Annotated in this window: 17 protein-coding genes, 2 tRNA genes and 1 pseudogene; 13 read left to right on the top strand and 7 right to left on the bottom strand. The window is 57.6% G+C overall.

The window, feature by feature from the left end; all coding sequences use genetic code 11:
* Positions 1–120: 120 nt before the first annotated feature.
* Genes Q0M74_RS07985 through Q0M74_RS07995 form a run of 3 tightly spaced genes read right to left on the bottom strand, consistent with a single transcriptional unit; the run spans position 121 to position 1612 of the window.
* A complete protein-coding gene (locus Q0M74_RS07985) occupies positions 121–918 on the bottom strand; it encodes a putative hydro-lyase (RefSeq protein WP_293953208.1) in 798 nt (265 codons plus the stop codon).
* Between the two features lie 20 nt (positions 919–938).
* On the bottom strand, positions 939–1295 hold the full coding sequence (locus tag Q0M74_RS07990; protein ID WP_293953234.1) for a CrcB family protein: 357 nt from the start codon (positions 1293–1295) through the stop codon (positions 939–941).
* A complete protein-coding gene (locus Q0M74_RS07995; RefSeq protein WP_293953210.1) occupies positions 1295–1612 on the bottom strand; it encodes a fluoride efflux transporter family protein in 318 nt (105 codons plus the stop codon). The genes Q0M74_RS07990 and Q0M74_RS07995 overlap by 1 nt, the downstream gene beginning before the upstream one ends.
* A 116-nt stretch (positions 1613–1728) precedes the next feature.
* Between Q0M74_RS07995 and pgm the strand changes: the two genes are divergently transcribed.
* Both pgm and Q0M74_RS08005 read left to right on the top strand, forming a co-directional pair.
* The gene (gene pgm / locus Q0M74_RS08000; RefSeq protein ID WP_293953212.1) at positions 1729–3393 is read left to right on the top strand and encodes a phosphoglucomutase (alpha-D-glucose-1,6-bisphosphate-dependent); all 1665 of its coding nucleotides are present in this window, start codon (positions 1729–1731) and stop codon (positions 3391–3393) included.
* 280 nt (positions 3394–3673) lie between these two features.
* On the top strand, positions 3674–4405 hold the full coding sequence (locus Q0M74_RS08005) for a thioredoxin domain-containing protein (RefSeq protein ID WP_293953214.1): 732 nt from the start codon (positions 3674–3676) through the stop codon (positions 4403–4405).
* A 126-nt stretch (positions 4406–4531) separates the two neighbouring features.
* Here Q0M74_RS08005 and Q0M74_RS08010 read toward each other — a convergent pair whose 3' ends face one another.
* Entirely contained in the window at positions 4532–5110 is a 579-nt protein-coding gene (locus Q0M74_RS08010; RefSeq protein ID WP_293953216.1) for a LysE family translocator, read from the bottom strand.
* A 203-nt stretch (positions 5111–5313) separates the two neighbouring features.
* On the opposite strand from Q0M74_RS08010, the pseudogene Q0M74_RS08015 reads away from it, so the two are divergent.
* The 4 genes and pseudogenes from Q0M74_RS08015 to Q0M74_RS08030 form a co-directional block, all read left to right on the top strand.
* Positions 5314–5394 (top strand): annotated as a pseudogene (locus Q0M74_RS08015) (Lrp/AsnC family transcriptional regulator); the annotation flags it as partial.
* Between the two features lie 3 nt (positions 5395–5397).
* A complete protein-coding gene (locus Q0M74_RS08020) occupies positions 5398–5616 on the top strand; it encodes an Lrp/AsnC family transcriptional regulator (protein ID WP_293953218.1) in 219 nt (72 codons plus the stop codon).
* Positions 5617–5926: 310 nt separating this feature from the next.
* Positions 5927–5999 (top strand) — tRNA-Ala (locus Q0M74_RS08025).
* A 37-nt stretch (positions 6000–6036) separates the two neighbouring features.
* Positions 6037–6109, top strand: a tRNA-Ala gene (locus tag Q0M74_RS08030).
* Between the two features lie 48 nt (positions 6110–6157).
* Here the strand turns inward: Q0M74_RS08030 and Q0M74_RS08035 are convergent.
* The gene (locus Q0M74_RS08035) at positions 6158–7663 is read right to left on the bottom strand and encodes a bifunctional NAD(P)/FAD-dependent oxidoreductase/class I SAM-dependent methyltransferase (protein WP_293953220.1); all 1506 of its coding nucleotides are present in this window, start codon (positions 7661–7663) and stop codon (positions 6158–6160) included.
* Positions 7664–7740: 77 nt separating this feature from the next.
* On the opposite strand from Q0M74_RS08035, the gene Q0M74_RS08040 reads away from it, so the two are divergent.
* From Q0M74_RS08040 to Q0M74_RS08050, 3 genes are all read left to right on the top strand, one after another.
* Entirely contained in the window at positions 7741–8304 is a 564-nt protein-coding gene (locus tag Q0M74_RS08040; RefSeq protein ID WP_293953222.1) for a helix-turn-helix domain-containing protein, read from the top strand.
* 56 nt (positions 8305–8360) lie between these two features.
* Positions 8361–9389, top strand: a complete 1029-nt coding sequence (locus Q0M74_RS08045) for an MDR family oxidoreductase (protein ID WP_293953224.1) — start codon at positions 8361–8363, stop codon at positions 9387–9389.
* A gap of 102 nt (positions 9390–9491) precedes the next feature.
* Positions 9492–9905 (top strand): pyridoxamine 5'-phosphate oxidase family protein, encoded by a 414-nt coding sequence (locus Q0M74_RS08050; protein ID WP_293953236.1) that lies wholly within the window; start codon positions 9492–9494, stop codon positions 9903–9905.
* A gap of 549 nt (positions 9906–10454) precedes the next feature.
* On the opposite strand, the gene nadE is transcribed toward Q0M74_RS08050, so the two are convergent.
* Entirely contained in the window at positions 10455–11288 is an 834-nt protein-coding gene (gene nadE / locus Q0M74_RS08055; protein ID WP_293953226.1) for an ammonia-dependent NAD(+) synthetase, read from the bottom strand.
* Positions 11289–11477: 189 nt separating this feature from the next.
* Here nadE and ykgO point away from each other — a divergent pair, with 189 nt between their 5' ends.
* The 4 genes from ykgO (at position 11478) to nrdE (ending at position 15330) form a co-directional block, all read left to right on the top strand.
* Positions 11478–11600 (top strand): type B 50S ribosomal protein L36, encoded by a 123-nt coding sequence (gene ykgO / locus Q0M74_RS08060; protein WP_003857945.1) that lies wholly within the window; start codon positions 11478–11480, stop codon positions 11598–11600.
* A gap of 526 nt (positions 11601–12126) precedes the next feature.
* On the top strand, positions 12127–12360 hold the full coding sequence (gene nrdH / locus Q0M74_RS08065; RefSeq protein WP_293953228.1) for a glutaredoxin-like protein NrdH: 234 nt from the start codon (positions 12127–12129) through the stop codon (positions 12358–12360).
* Positions 12361–12598: 238 nt separating this feature from the next.
* Positions 12599–13057, top strand: coding sequence for a class Ib ribonucleoside-diphosphate reductase assembly flavoprotein NrdI (nrdI, locus tag Q0M74_RS08070; protein ID WP_293953230.1), 459 nt, complete (start codon positions 12599–12601; stop codon positions 13055–13057).
* Between the two features lie 167 nt (positions 13058–13224).
* A complete protein-coding gene (nrdE, locus tag Q0M74_RS08075; protein WP_293953238.1) occupies positions 13225–15330 on the top strand; it encodes a class 1b ribonucleoside-diphosphate reductase subunit alpha in 2106 nt (701 codons plus the stop codon).
* 69 nt (positions 15331–15399) lie between these two features.
* On the opposite strand, the gene Q0M74_RS08080 is transcribed toward nrdE, so the two are convergent.
* Positions 15400–15644 (bottom strand): FadR/GntR family transcriptional regulator (locus tag Q0M74_RS08080; RefSeq protein ID WP_293953232.1); only part of this gene is annotated, 245 nt, incomplete at its 5' end.

The raw sequence follows: 15644 nt of genomic DNA on the forward strand, positions 1-15644 counted from the left end.
GCCGTCCTGCTGTTCATAGTGATTCCGCTTGGACTGGTGGTGTGGGTGACCATCAGGGCGTTCAGTTAGTGGGCCAGGTGTTGTTCTGTGAGTAAATCCCCCCCACACAGATCAACAAATTTAAGGAACCTGGAACTGTAGATCCCTCGCATCAGTGATCAGCATGTGCCCGGGAGCATGGGTGATAGCCAGGGGAGGCTTGGAGGCCATCACCATGGCCTGGGGTGTGACACCGCAGGCCCAGAACACTGGTATATCTCCAGGTTGCTGAACCGGAGCATCTCCAAAGTCAGGATTCTCCAGGTCAGTGATACCAATCAACCCAGGATCCCCAATATGCACCGGTGCACCGTGGACCGCAGGGTAGCGGGAGGTAATCCGCACAGCATCAGCCACCTGGGATGCCGGGATCATGCGCAGGGACACCACCAGTTCACCACTTAAAGATCCGGCAGGTCGGCAGTCAAGGTTGGTGCGGTACATCGGTACATTGCGGCCAGCATCAACATGGCGGACCGGAACCCCAGATTCACGCAACGGGTGTTCAAAGGTGAAGGAACAACCGATGAGGAAACTGACCATGTCATCAGTCCAGTACTCATGGGCATCAGTGGGGGAATCCACCAGTTCACCGTCCTGGTAGATGCGGTACTGCGGCGCGTCCGTGCGAATATCAGCTTCCTCAGCGGATGCCCCGAAGATCCCTCCGAAGGTTTCTCCGGCACCAAGGACCTCCAGGACGGGGCAGGGCTTGGGATTGCGTTGGGCAAAGAGCAGGAAGTCAAAGGCGAGCTCACGCGGCAGGGCAATCAGGTTGGCCTGGGCAAACCCGGAAGACCAACCGGAGGTGGGTTCCACCAGTCCGTCACGGAACTGTCGACGTGCCTGGACCGGTGAGATGAGGGAGCGGTTGTTCATGTCTTCCGAGTATAATCCGTTCAGATCCCCGGCAGGTCGTAGAAAAGTGCCCGTCCCAGATATCCAGCCCGCACCGCCATCACACCCAGGACAATGGTGGTACCGGCGTAACCGAGGGCGATGCCCCAACGTTTTTCCTTACACAGCTGCCCCAGTTCCCGGGCCAGGGTGGACCAGGTGGACAGGGCCCCACAGAAACCGGTGACAAAAAGTGCATTCCCAAGATCAGAGAAATTACTGATCAGTACCGCCCCGGCCACCACGCAGGCCAGTATGTTGGCAGAAAATGTCGCAGGTTTCCCAGGCATGAGCCGGGCCAGAAACCAGCGTAGAAAACCGCCGGCAAAACCACCTGCAGCAACCATGAGGACAAGGATCATGACGGCCTTCTGCTGTCGCCGAACAACCAGGCCAGGGTGCATCCCGCCACGGTGACCACGATGTAGAGGACCCCCTGGATGACAGGGATCTCGGTGAGCAGCACCGCAAAAGCAGAGAAGGTGGTGAAACCACCGAGGAACCCCGTACCCAGGAAGGGGCCGGGTCGGTATCTGCCCATGAGGAAAGCACCGCCCACATTGAGTGATAAGACTGACCACAGCCCTGCACCGAGTAGCAAAGTCAGTGCCAGGCGGGTGCATGCACCCAGTGCGGCGCCGGCACCCACCACCACGCCTTCCCATATATTCGGCATGAAATCAGACTGTACCCGCATGTAATTGAACACAACTTCTGCGCAGGAAGGTTTTTGAGGGAATGATGAATGGAAAGCATTGAGCTGAAACCGCATCATTGAAGGAGCAGGTACACATGGCACACGAGCGCGCCGGGCAGCTGGCACAGTCAGAGGATCTCATTGATATCGCGGAACTTGTCACCGCATATTTCACCCGCATCCCGGATGTGGAGAATCCTGATCAGCAGGTTGCCTTCGGTACCTCCGGCCACCGTGGTTCCTCTCTGGACAGTGCCTTCAACGAGCATCACATCCTGGCCACCACCCAGGCGATCGTGGATTACCGCAATCAGAAGCCATCCAACTGGGTGGGGCCAATCTTCATCGGCCGTGATACCCACGCATTGTCTGAGCCTGCGATGGTTTCGGCACTTGAGGTTCTCCTGGCCAATGACGTCGAGGTGCTTGTCGACGCCGAGGGTGGCTATACTCCGACCCCGGCGGTGTCCCATGCCATCCTGCGCCACAACGAAGGCATCATCTTCGGCGCAGCTGGCCCTTCCCGTCCCTTTGCCGACGGCATCGTGATCACCCCCTCCCACAACCCACCGCGCGATGGTGGCTTCAAATACAACCCGGCCAATGGTGGCCCGGCAGATACCGATGCCACCGATTGGATCGCTAACCGTGCCAATGAGCTGCTGCGTGGTGGGCTTGTCGACGTCAAGCGCATCCCTGTCACAGGTGTCCTCGACGAGCGTGCCGGAACCTATGACTTCAAGGGCATATACATTGCTGACCTGCCGAATGTGGTCAACATTGAGGCGATCCGCAAGGCAGGTGTCCGCATCGGTGCTGATCCCATGGGAGGTGCCTCCGTGGACTACTGGGGTGCGATCGCAGAAACCCATAATCTTGACCTGACCGTGGTCAACCCCCAGGTGGATGCGACCTTCCGCTTCATGACCCTGGACACCGACGGCAAGATCCGCATGGACTGCTCCAGCCCACACGCCATGGCTTCCCTCATTGACAACCGCGATAAATTTGATGTGGCCACCGGCAATGATGCTGATGCCGACCGCCATGGCATTGTCACCCCGGATGCCGGCTTGATGAATCCGAATCACTATCTGGCCGTGGCCATCGAATACCTCTTTGCTAACCGTCCGGGCTGGTCCGAGGATACCGCCGTGGGCAAGACCCTGGTGAGCTCCTCCATGATCGACCGCGTGGTGGCCAAGCTCGGCCGCCAGCTGGTTGAGGTCCCAGTGGGCTTCAAGTGGTTTGTGCCGGGTCTGATCTCCGGTGAGATCGGCTTTGGTGGCGAGGAATCCGCAGGTGCCTCCTTCCTGCGGATGGATGGCAGGACCTGGTCCACCGACAAGGACGGCATCATCCTGGACCTGCTGGCAGCAGAGATAATCGCTGTCACCGGTAAGACTCCTTCCCAGCGTTATGAGGAACTGGCAGAAGAATTCGGTGCACCGGCCTATGCCCGTACCGATGCGGAAGCCAACCGTGAGCAGAAGGCGATTCTGAAGGCTCTGTCCCCAGAGCAGGTCACCGCCACGGAGCTGGCAGGGGAACCCATCACTGCCAAGCTCACCGAGGCGCCGGGTAATGGTGCTGCCATCGGTGGCCTCAAGGTGACCACCGAGAACGCCTGGTTTGCCGCACGCCCATCCGGCACAGAGGATAAGTACAAGATCTACGCTGAGTCCTTCAAGGGCGAAGAGCATCTGAGGCAGGTTCAGAAGGAAGCCCAGGCTCTGGTCAGTCAGGTGCTCGGCCAGTAGCTGGCAGTTGTTTCCAAGCTCCCCGGCGTGAAACTGGGGAGTTTGCTGTGATATTTCCCTCCGGCGGGTTGTGGACATGTCAAACAACCCGTCGATGGTTTAAAGTCTGAAGACGTGCCTGATTGAGGTGGTTGTGTTATCTATGGCCGCCTGAAGAGTGCAGTTGACGGAAAATAACAGGGGGCCTTTCTCAAAAGCATCTGTTGAGCGGGAGGGTCTCTGACGCGGGCGTGGACGTCCATGTCTAAAAGAAGATGGAAGAAATAAGGTAAAGCATCACATGAGCAACAAAGTTCAAAACCCGAATCAGGGAGGAAGCAAAGCTTTCCTCTGGGCAATGGTCGCAGTTGTAGTAGTGGCAATTGCTGTTGTCGCCTACATCGTTGTCAACGGACAGGGGGCGAAGACCGCATTCGTGGCTGAGCGTGACTTCGAGGAAACCGCCATCACCTCCACCGTGGATGAAAACAGCATCACCCTGGCTTCGGACACCGCTGACACCGCTGATGCTGAGGTCGTCCAGCTCTATGAGGACTTCAGCTGTAACTTCTGTGCCATACTCGCGGAGAACACCGATGATGACATGAAGGAAGAGATTGAAGCTGGCAACCTGGTTGTTGAGATCCACCCACTCAACTTCCTTGACCGTGGCAACACCGAGGGACACTCCACCCGTGCGCTTGCCGCCATCATGGCTGTTGCTGACGCTGGCGATGCTGACCTGTACTGGAACTACCGCACCCTCCTCCTCGAGCACCAGGACGATGTGATCAACCAGTGGAGCGAGGATGACTTCGCCGACGCTGCTGAGCAGATGGGCGCCGATGCTTCCGTCGTAGATGCTATCCGCACCGGCGAGAACAATGAGCGCGCCAATGAGCTGGCCACCGCCAACGCCGAGACTCTCAACGAACAGACCGGCTCCGTGTCCTCCCCACGTGTTGTCCAGAACGGACAGGACCTCCCTGTCGAGGACATCAACCAGTGGATTGAATACCTCAAGCAGAAGTAATTTTCTACACTTCGCTAAGTGTCCTCCTCCCCGGACCGGGGAGGAGGACACTTTTGTTTCTACCTGGGGTGCGTACTGGAATTAGTGTTTGCCACCGGATTATGGATTCAGCTGATCACCACACCTTTATCCTCCGATCACCTGCTCAAGGAGCAGGAAGACACCGATGAAGATCATCGCGATACCCGAGAGGTAGGACACGGCCCGTGCAGCCGCCGCTCGAGTACGCAATACAGCCCGGGCACCGTATCCGACAGCGGTGTAGACCAGTGCGCAGTTGATGACATGGAATATGCCGATCAGCAACATCTGCAGCCCGACAGGTAGAGACTGCTCAGGGTCCACAAACTGCGGGAGGATCACCAGGACCAAGAGGTAGAGCTTGGGGTTGAGACCGCTCACACCGAAGCCCTTAGCCACCTGCCGGACCATGGTGTCCTCCGCGATCAACTCCCCTTGTTTGGGCACTGGTGGGTTAAGGAACATTCCCAGGCCCAGCCAGATCAGGTAGAGCGCACCGGCAATGGTCAGCACAGTTAACACCCACGGCATCCCGGAAACAATCGTGCCAACTCCTGCCGCGACCACTACGACGGCGAGGATATGTCCACTGAGCAACCCACCCACCGCAGGCAGCGGTGACCTGTTCTTCAATGCCGAAGCCATCGTATAAGCCCAATCAGCACCGGGAGTCAGACACAACAATGCCGAGACACCCCAAAACCAAAGGCTAAACCCAGATCCAGGTATCCCCTTCTTCCTGCTTAATCTGCCACAGGAAAAGAATAGACCAGTTCAGGGGGGAAATATTCTCTACTTTTCCACTTAATCGCCACTATTGTGGGAAGATTTCCCACATGGACAAGGTGGACCGGAAAATTCTTTCTCTCCTCTAGGAGGACGGGAGGATCACAGTGACGGCGCTGGCGGATCAGGCACGGTTGAGTGTGTCAGCCTGTCACCGTCGATTGCGGTACTTGGAGGCCGCTGGGGTGATTGAGGGATATGCAGCGAAGATCAATCCCCAGGCTGTCGGCCTGGGCTTTCAGGCCCTGATCTTTATCACCATGAGGGAGGGCGGAGGGCAGGTTCTCCAGCAGTTTGAGGATGCCCTCGCTGCGATCCCGGAGGTTGCCGAGGCTGACCGACTGTTCGGGGACCCGGACTTTTTGGTGCGTGTGTCCACAGCGGATCTCGCTGCTTTTCAATAGCTCTATGATCAGTCGTTGACGCATCTTCCCGGTGTGCTGAAATTATCGACCACGTTGATCATGAAACCGGTGGTCACATCCCGCCCCTTGTCTTATAGCCGTGCGCCGAGGGAAAATCCTCAAGGCATGGCGGAAACGTGTAATGGCTGACGTTGGGAGAGGCGTCCAGCGTCGATCCCTCTCCTTGTTGAGTGTCATCCGCAGTGTCAAGCCGGCCTCCCACAAAATTAGGGTGTAGGTTTTTGACCGAACAACCTGCCGATTTGGATAAAACGCCCGGTGAGATGTAGATTAACGTATGTTGAAAAACGGGGCTATGGCGCAGCTGGTAGCGCACCACACTGGCAGTGTGGGGGTCACGGGTTCGAATCCCGTTAGCTCCACTAGGTCTTAGGGCCTAATAATTGAATACCCAAACAAGGGGCTATGGCGCAGCTGGTAGCGCACCACACTGGCAGTGTGGGGGTCACGGGTTCGAATCCCGTTAGCTCCACTTTTAAACCCGCTTACAGAAGTTTCTGTAAGCGGGTTTCTTTGTTCCCTAGCGGCGACGAACCAGGACAACTCCGTCATCAATGGAAGATGGTGAACCATCCGGTGCGGTGATCGGGCGGGAACGCGTCTCCGACAGGATCACTTCCCACTCATCATCGGTGGGTTCCAGGAACTCCAGCTCCTCAGCAGGGGCGAACATCTTGCCATGGTGTGCATGCTTGTCCTTCACCCAGGCAGGGGGAGCCACATGGGAGGTGATGAGCAGATGCCCACCAGGGGTGATGCGCTCCATCACACCCTTGAGGATGCCTGTGCGGGCCAGTTCCACAGGTGAGTGGAAGAAACTGGCACTGATCAGATCGAATTCACCCTCAGGCAGATCGGTGAGGTCTGCTGTGCGAAACTCTGCGCCGGGTACGGCATGTTCCTTGGCGCGTTCGATGGCGGTGGGAGAGATGTCAATGCCCACGGCCTGCCAGCCCTGTTGCGCCAACCAGTTCACATCGGCACCTTCGCCGCAGCCCAGGTCGAGTGCCTTGCCTGGTGTGAGGGTGGGAGCGACCTCTGAGAGCACCTTGTTTACCTTGCCGGACCATACCTGTGGTGCTGCGGCATAGTGGTCTTCCCAGAACTGCACCGGGGTGCGGGCGGCATCATCGAATTCCAGGGAGACCAGGGTGGCGTTGACTGCGGCGCCGGTGAAGGAGCCAGCCCCCATGGACTGTGGAACATTAGCGTGGGAGCTGGCCACATTGCCCACGGCCCAGATGCGGTCGTGGCTGGTTTTGTTCATGCCGTCAACCTTGAGGAAGGACCCGAAGGGGGACTCTTCACGTTCCAGGTCGAGGTGTATAAGAAGCTGATCATTGGGGCGTGGCTGGGAGACGGTGAAGATGGCGTCGAGGGGGACCAGGTGGTCGTCGATAAGCACCGCGTCGCTGACCCCGGTGATCTCCTGGACAGCACGCGGCTCGAGCTTCAAGCCGCGGGAGCGCAGGCGGTGTTCGGTTTCTTCTGAAAGCTCAAGACCGTCGGTGAAGATGGTGAGGTCCGGGCTCCACTGGCGCAGCAGCTCTGCCATGTGCAGGCTCATTGGAGAAGAGGCGAGGAAGCCGATGCGCTTGCCGGCGACCTCGTGGCCGTGACAGTAGGGGCAGTGCAGGACGGTGGATCCCCAGCGTTCAGCAAGGCCGGGGATGTCCGCGATCTCATCGGTGACGCCGGTGGCCAGGATGAAGGCGGAGGCGAAGTGGTCGGTGCCGTCATCAGTGGTGATGTTCAGGCCCTTGTGGTTGGTGGTGATGTCGGTGATGGTGGCATCGAGGAATTCACCGCCGAAGCTTGAGACTTCTTCACGGCCCTTGATCAGCAGGTCCTGTGGTGGGAGACCTTCGTGGCCCAGAACGCCATGCATGTGGGTGGCGAAGCGATTGCGTGGTTTGCCTGCATCGATGATGAGGACCTTGCGGCGTGCGCGGGTGAGCATGAGTGCTGCTGAGAGTCCGGCGGGTCCGCCGCCGGCGATGATGACATCGTATCGGTGAGTGTGCATGGTGACATTATGTGGCACAATATGTGTAAATAGCAATACAATTTGCCGAAATGGCAAGAAGTGGTCAAGGGTGCAGGATGAATCAGGAACTGAAACAGGTGGGGATGCGTCTGCGTGTGGCGCGACAGGGCCGGGGATTAACGCTGGAGGAGCTGGCTGCGGACGCCGGAATGTCCGCCAGTACCCTCTCACGTCTGGAGTCGGGGAAACGCCAGGCCAGTCTGGAACTGCTCCTGCCGTTGACCCGTAGGCTCGGAGTAAGCCTTGATGATCTCGTGTTTGTGGAACAGCGTGACCCCAGGGTCCGCCGCCCGGTGGTGAAGAAGGATGGAATGGTCATCGCTCCACTGGCACCTGAGGGGGCACCGGTGGCGACCTACAAGATCACCTATCCCCCCACCACAGAAGTTCCTCCCCTGCGTGTGCATGAGGGTTTTGAATGGTTCTATGTTCTCTCCGGCAGGGTCCGACTGTTCCTGGGGGACCGCGACATGACACTTGAGCGCGGTGAGGCAGCGGAATTTGATACTCGCACACCCCATGCCATGTGCGCAGCAGATGGGAAGAAGGCGGAGATCCTGAGCATCTTCAACGAAGCGGGCATCAAGATGCATACCCACAACCCTGAGTCGGGGAAGTGACTGAGGAGTGTCTTTCTCTGGTTGACGCACCGGTATTTTCACTACACTCGGTGCCTATGACTCCAGCAACTGTCAACAATCCAGGCAAGATCAACAGCATTATCGTCTCCTCGAATGGTGGGAAAGATACAGGTGTGGCTGTTGACTACACCGACACCGCCTCTCAACCGGAGTTCCTGGGCGCCGGTGACCTTCTCATTGAGGTCGGATGGTCCAGCCTGAACTACAAGGACGCGATGGCACTGCGTGGGGATAAAGGCGTGGTGCGCACATTGCCATTGATCCCCGGAATTGACGCAGTGGGCACCGTCATTGAATCCCGCAATGACCGTTTTGCTCGTGGTGATGAAGTGGTGCTCAATGGCGCAGGCTTGGGGGAGAGCCGCCACGGTGGCTACACCCAGCGGCTCTGGGTGGACTCTGAATCCACCCTCCACATCCCCTATAACTTCTCCGCGCAACAGGTTGGTGCGCTGGGCACCGCTGGCTACACCGCAGCACTGAGCGTTGATGCACTGCTCCGCCAGGATGTGAAGCCAGAAGATGGGGAGATCCTGGTGACCGGTTCCACCGGCGGGGTGGGGTCCATTGCCCTCCACCTGCTCCACCAACTCGGCTACACCACCGTGGCGGTGACAGGCCGCAAGGAGGAGCACGCAGATTATCTCAAGGGGCTGGGTGCCTCAGAGATCATGGAACGTGCAGAACTGTCCGAGCAGGGACGCCCCCTGCAGAAAGCACGCTGGGCAGGTGTGGTGGATTCAGTGGGATCGCACACACTTGTCAACGCCTTGGCGCAGACAAAGTGGGGTGGAATTGTCACCGCCTGTGGCCTGGCACAGGGTGCAGATCTTCCGGCAACGGTCCTCCCCTTCATCCTCCGCGGCGTCCACCTGGTGGGCATCAACTCCGTGGATGCTCCCCGTGAACTGCGACGACGTGCCTGGTCACTGCTTTCTGAACACCTTGATGTAGAGATGCTTGACGCCATGACAACCGTCATCGATCTGGCAGATGTGCCCCAGGCGGGCGAGGATCTCATGAACGGAAAACTACATGGTCGTACCGCCGTGAAGGTGCACTAGACCTGCTGAAAACAGGTAAACTGGCTGTTGGAAAACCTTTTCATATTAGCGGTAGTTTCTTCAGTCACCTTTGACACAAGGGAGTGTTTTTAAATGCCAGAGATCAACGGTCCGGTCAAGAACCTCAACGAACAGGAATCGCGGGAGCGCCTCAATTCGGTCACCCTGGGACGCATTGTTGTCCGTCGCAGTGATGATATTGACATCTTCCCGGTCAACTACATCCAGGATGGTGAAGCCCTCTACTTCCGCACTGCCGAAGGCAGCAAGCTCTTCACCATCAGCCTCAACCAGGACGTCCTGTTTGAAGTCGATGATGTCAACGCTGACACCGCCTGGTCCGTGATCGTCCGCGGCACCGCTGAAGTGGTGCAGGACCCCGCAGAGATCACCCACCTGGATACCCTTGATCTCAAGCCCTGGATCCCGACCCTGAAGTACAATTACGTCCGCATCAGCCCAGCGGAGACCACCGGCCGTGAATTCCAGCTCGGTGAGGAACCAGAGCGCTACTAGTCCGGTGAGAGTATTTACTAAAGACTGACGAGTCCCCCCCAGTCAACACTGGCTGGGGCCGCCGTCTGGAGTCGTCGGTGTTGAGGAATCCCAACCTGTATCCAACCAGCCCGCCACACCCCGGAGGCTGCCCGCACCGCCAGTCCCGAGCTGGCAGGTATCCACCGGGAGCACCCGCCTTCCCACCCGCCTGGCTGGGAGGGGCCGAACTGTATCGGCACTCAGTGCCAGGGGTGCGCACTGACCGACCGCTGGGGTGGTTTCTGCACCGCTCAGCGGGTGTTGCCCTTTGCAGAAAAAGCTTATCGACGCTCACACCTCAGCGGCGTGCAGCCCGCCTCCCCGGGGACACCGGCCCAGTCATGATGGATCCCGCAGGCCACGGTGGACACCCAGAAACAGATTTTGGTGCGCCCTCACCTGGAGCGGACCCGCGCCGGTGGCCAAGCGAGCAATCCACTCCCTGAAGGCTGGTTGTGCTGGACGGGCAGGCGCGGATCGGTGCAGCGCAGGACACCATCGAGCTATTTGGTTAGATTCTGGTGCTCTTTAGTTTCTCCACCACTGATCCTGTGGGGTGGCAGGCAGGTGGCGTTTATGTTGGCCCACCTTCCAGAGCTGTTCAATGCGTGCGGCAGCCTCCGGAGAGACCTTTTCGGTGCCCTCCAGGTAGTTGTCGATCTCACCGTAGGTGACCCCCAGTGCTTCCTCATCAGGTAGCGCCGGACGGTCCTCCTCTAGATCCGCGGTGGGAACCTTTGTCCAGGTGGAATCCGGAGCACCGAGATGATCCAGAAGGGAGGCTCCCTGGCGTTTGGTTAGTCCGGCCAGTGGGAGAACATCAGCAGCACCGTCACCGAACTTGGTGAAGAATCCGGTGACATTCTCTGCCGCATGATCAGTGCCGATGACCAGCAGCCCACGCTCACCGGCGATGGCATATTGAGCAACCATGCGCTGACGAGCCTTCACATTGCCCTTGTTGAAGTCTCCCAGCTCATCGATAGCAAGAGCAGCTTCAGTGGCAGCAGACATGGCGTCGGTTGCCTCCTTGATATTGATGCTGATGTTGACATCCGGTTGGATGAACTCCAGGGCGATCATTGCGTCTTCCTCATCGACCTGTATGCCATAGGGGAGTCGGACCGCGTAGAACTTGTGATCGCTCCCGTCCTGCTCACGGATGCGCTCGACTGCCAGCTGTGCGAGCTTGCCTGCGATGGTGGAATCCTGCCCGCCGGAAATACCGAGAACAAAGCCCCTGGCACGGGAGAGCCGGAGATAATCCACGAGAAATTGCACACGGGCTTCCACCTCCTCGGCAGGTACGATGCGGGAAGTAGTGGACAGTTGTGAGATAATCTTTGAGCGAGTATCAGTCATAGTCATTATCGTAGGCTTGAATCCCTTTCTGCAGCGTTGAACTTAACCGCAATGAGGCGGGGTTTGGTGTTTAGCTGGCATTTCGATTAAGATGGTTCCTCGTGTCATAGCTGGTGTGACGAGCGGATTTTTCGCTACATCCACCTAGCCCAAATAGCCTTATAGCGCATGAGAGAAAGGAGCGCCCGAATGAAGGTACGCAATTCCCTTCGGTCGCTGAAGAACAAGCCGGGCGCCCAGGTCGTGCGTCGCCGTGGCAAAGTCTACGTGATCAACAAGAAGGAGCCACGTTTCAAGGCTCGCCAGGGATAATTCTCCCCGGTAATACTGAAACAAGCCACTGTCACGCCTGGTCTTCCAGGGGTGGCGGTGGCTTCTTCATGTCCGCTCACCGATAAGGCGACTTCTGTTTGGTGATTGTTGCCGTTTTCATTGTGGAAGTGGCATAGCTTTTAACCCCTCGTCCATGTGATGTTTCTAACGATTTAATAACGTGGACAAGGGTGCCCACTGGACGAACTGTGCAAATAACATCTTTGTAGTTACGTGCAGATGCTTCACCGGCGAAGCCAAGCGCAACATGTGGGGGCTGAAGAAGTGATGTGCTGGGAATACTCACGGTGTAACTACTATATGTAGTGCTCCTTGCGCTTATTCACCACAAAGTATAGTGTCTGTGTTGTGCCTCGAGGAACACACCGCATGGGCGGAAAGTACTCGGAACCTGGCGGATCAACAGCCAGAAGAAGGCTTGAAAACTTTAAAAAATCACACCAGTGACAGTAGGTCTAGGCCTTATATCTAGGCTGAAAACCGAAAGGGAAAAGGGTCCGAAGACATGGCCATTACCGTTTACACCAAGCCAGCTTGCGTCCAGTGCGTTGCCACCAAGAAGGCGCTCGACCGCGCAGGTCTGGATTATGAGCTCGTAGACATCAGCCTTGATGAAGAAGCCCGCGAATATGTCCTGGCCCTGGGTTATCTCCAGGCTCCAGTCGTGGTCACCGGTGCAGAGCACTGGTCCGGCTTCCGCCCAGAGCGCATCCGTGAGATGGCTGCAGTAGTCGCCTAGGACACCCGGAGGTCTCCGCTAGAGTGGAGACCTCCATCATGGAAGCTGCCTGTGAGAAACTCCAGGCACCCAGTCGCGTGCTCCACGTCGCCTTCGTCGGCGGCGTTTTGTATTTCTTGCCCCGTGCTTTGATGGGGGAAACCATGTTCCCGGGGTTGTCCTTGTACAAGGACAACGTCTGGCCCGTGCGCACTGTCGGTCACAGTGCGAGTGCTTTAGAAGGGAAGTGAGTTCGGGGATGCTCGTTGTGTACTTCTCATCGGTCACCGACAACACTCACAGGTTCGTGCAGAAGCTCGGCCTACCCAATGTACGAATCCCACTGACCAAGGCGGAAGAGCCGTTGTCCGTGGACGAACCCTATGTCCTGGTGGTTCCCACCTATGGTGGGGGCGTGACCATGACCGGGAAGAACTCCCGTCCGGTGCCACCACAGGTCATCCGCTTTCTCAACGATGAACACAACCGTAGTTTCATCCGGGCGGTTGTCGCCGGCGGAAACTCCAACTTCGGAACAGACTTCGGTCTTGCCGGCGAAGTCATCGCCAAGAAATGTAAAGTTCCATATGTCTACCGGTTTGAACTCATGGGTAATGAGGAAGACGTCCGGATCCTCCGCGGTGGGCTCATCCAGAACGCGGAAACCCTCGGATTGGGGCCTGTCCCTGAATCCGTTGCGGCATTAGCGCTGGACTAAATCCTCCGGCATCATGAGAGGGGTAGAAGCACCACGTGCTCCCTCAAGGATGCTGGCCGGTTCACCAGAAACCGGCCCTATACTGACCTACATTATTTAAAGATCTTTTGAAAGGGACTATTCCTTTGACTGCTTCGGGAACAACTGTCGTACCACGCGGAGACCAGATGGACTTCCACGCTCTCAACGCGCTGCTCAACCTCTACGATGATGACGGAAAGATCCAGTTCGAAAAGGACCGCGAGGCCGCGAACCAGTATTTCCTTCAGCATGTCAATCAGAACACCGTCTTCTTCCACAACCTCCACGAGAAGCTGGACTACCTGGTTGAGAACAACTACTATGACCCGATCATCCTGGATAAGTATGATTTCGAGTATGTAAAGTCCCTGTTCAAGCGTGCTTATTCCTATAAATTCCGCTTCCAGTCATTCCTGGGTGCCTACAAGTACTACACTTCTTACACCCTGAAGACCTTCGATGGACGTCGTTACCTCGAGCGTTTCGAAGACCGTGTCTGCATGGTTGCCCTCACCCTTGCTGACGGCGATAAGGCTGTTGCCGAGAACCTGGTTGATGAGATCATGACCGGTCGCTTCCAGCCAGCCACCCCGACCTTCCTGAACTCAGGCAAGGCACAGCGCGGCGAGCCGGTGTCCTGCTTCCTGCTGCGCATCGAGGACAACATGGAGTCCATCGGTCGCGCCATCAACTCCGCACTCCAGCTGTCCAAGCGCGGCGGCGGCGTGGCGCTCTTGCTGTCCAACCTCCGTGAGGCGGGTGCTCCGATCAAGAAGATCGAGAACCAGTCCTCCGGCGTCATCCCTGTGATGAAGCTGCTGGAAGATGCCTTCTCCTACGCCAACCAGCTGGGCGCCCGTCAGGGTGCCGGCGCGGTCTACCTCAACGCCCACCACCCGGACATCATGTCCTTCCTGGACACCAAGCGTGAGAATGCCGATGAGAAGATCCGCATCAAGACCCTCTCCCTGGGCGTTGTCATCCCGGACATCACCTTTGAGCTGGCCAAGCGTAACGACGACATGTACCTCTTCTCCCCGTATGACGTCGAGCGCATCTACGGCAAGGCTTTCGCAGACATCTCAGTCACCGAGCACTACGATGAGATGGTCGAAGACGATCGCATCCGCAAGACCAAGATCAACGCCCGCCAGTTCTTCCAGACCCTGGCAGAGATCCAGTTCGAGTCCGGTTACCCGTACATCATGTACGAGGACACCGTGAACAATAACAACCCGATCGAAGGCCGAGTCACCCATTCCAACCTCTGCTCTGAGATCCTGCAGGTTTCCACCCCGTCCACCTACCACGATGACCTCAACTACGACGAGGTCGGCGAGGACATCTCCTGCAACCTGGGTTCCCTGAACATTGCCATGGCGATGGACTCCCCGAACTTCTCCAGCACCATTGAGACTGCCATCCGTGGTCTGACCGCGGTGTCCGAGCAGACCAGCATTGATTCTGTTCCCTCGATCCGCAAGGGCAATGAAGCAGCCCACGCCATTGGCCTGGGTCAGATGAACCTGCACGGCTACCTCGGCCGCGAGCACATCCATTATGGATCGGAGGAAGGCCTGGACTTCACTAACGCCTACTTCGCAGCAGTGCTCTACCAGTGCCTCCGTGCATCCAACAAGATCGCACGCGAGCGCGGCCAGCGCTTCGCCAACTTCGAGAACTCCGATTACGCCTCAGGCGTGTACTTCGACGGCTTCGACCCGGCAGATTTCGTACCACGCACCGATAAGGTGAAGAGCCTGTTCGAGAACTCCACCATCCACACCCCAAGCGCGGAGGAGTGGGCACAGCTCAAGGCTGATGTCATGGAACATGGCCTGTTCAACCGCTACCTGCAGGCAGTGCCACCAACCGGTTCCATTTCTTATATCAACAACTCGACCTCCTCGATCCACCCGATCGCATCCAAGATCGAGATCCGTAAGGAAGGCAAGATCGGCCGCGTCTACTACCCGGCACCACACATGGACAACGACAACCTGGAGTACTTCCAGGATGCGTATGAGATCGGCTATGAAAAGGCCATCGACACTTACGCTGTCGCCACCAAGTACGTTGACCAGGGTCTCTCACTGACCCTGTTCTTCAAGGACACCGCCACCACACGTGACATTAACCGCGCACAGATCTACGCATGGCGTAAGGGCATCAAGACCCTGTACTACATCCGTCTGCGTCAGGTTGCCCTGGAAGGCACCGAGATCGACGGCTGTGTCAGCTGTATGCTCTAAGCACTAACCTGAAAGACCCGCTGTGAAGGGAAGTCCTTCACAGCGGGTCTTTTGCTCTCTCTGAGATGTTTAAGTCAGGGAAGACAGCGTGTCACGGACCTCGTTGAGGATCTCGCGGGAGGCGGCTTCCGCACCGTCAGCATCGCGGGCGACGATGGCGTCGGCAAGCTTATCGTGATTATCCAGGGCAGCACGTTCCGGAAGATCAGGCTGGAGTCCGTGGGCGGTGCGACCTTCCAGCACGGCACTGATGGGAGGGATGAGTGCCGTGAACATCTCATTGTGGCCGTAGCGCAGAATCAGTTCATGGAACA

The organism is uncultured Corynebacterium sp., assembly GCF_945649885.1.
Lineage (GTDB): Bacteria > Actinomycetota > Actinomycetes > Mycobacteriales > Mycobacteriaceae > Corynebacterium.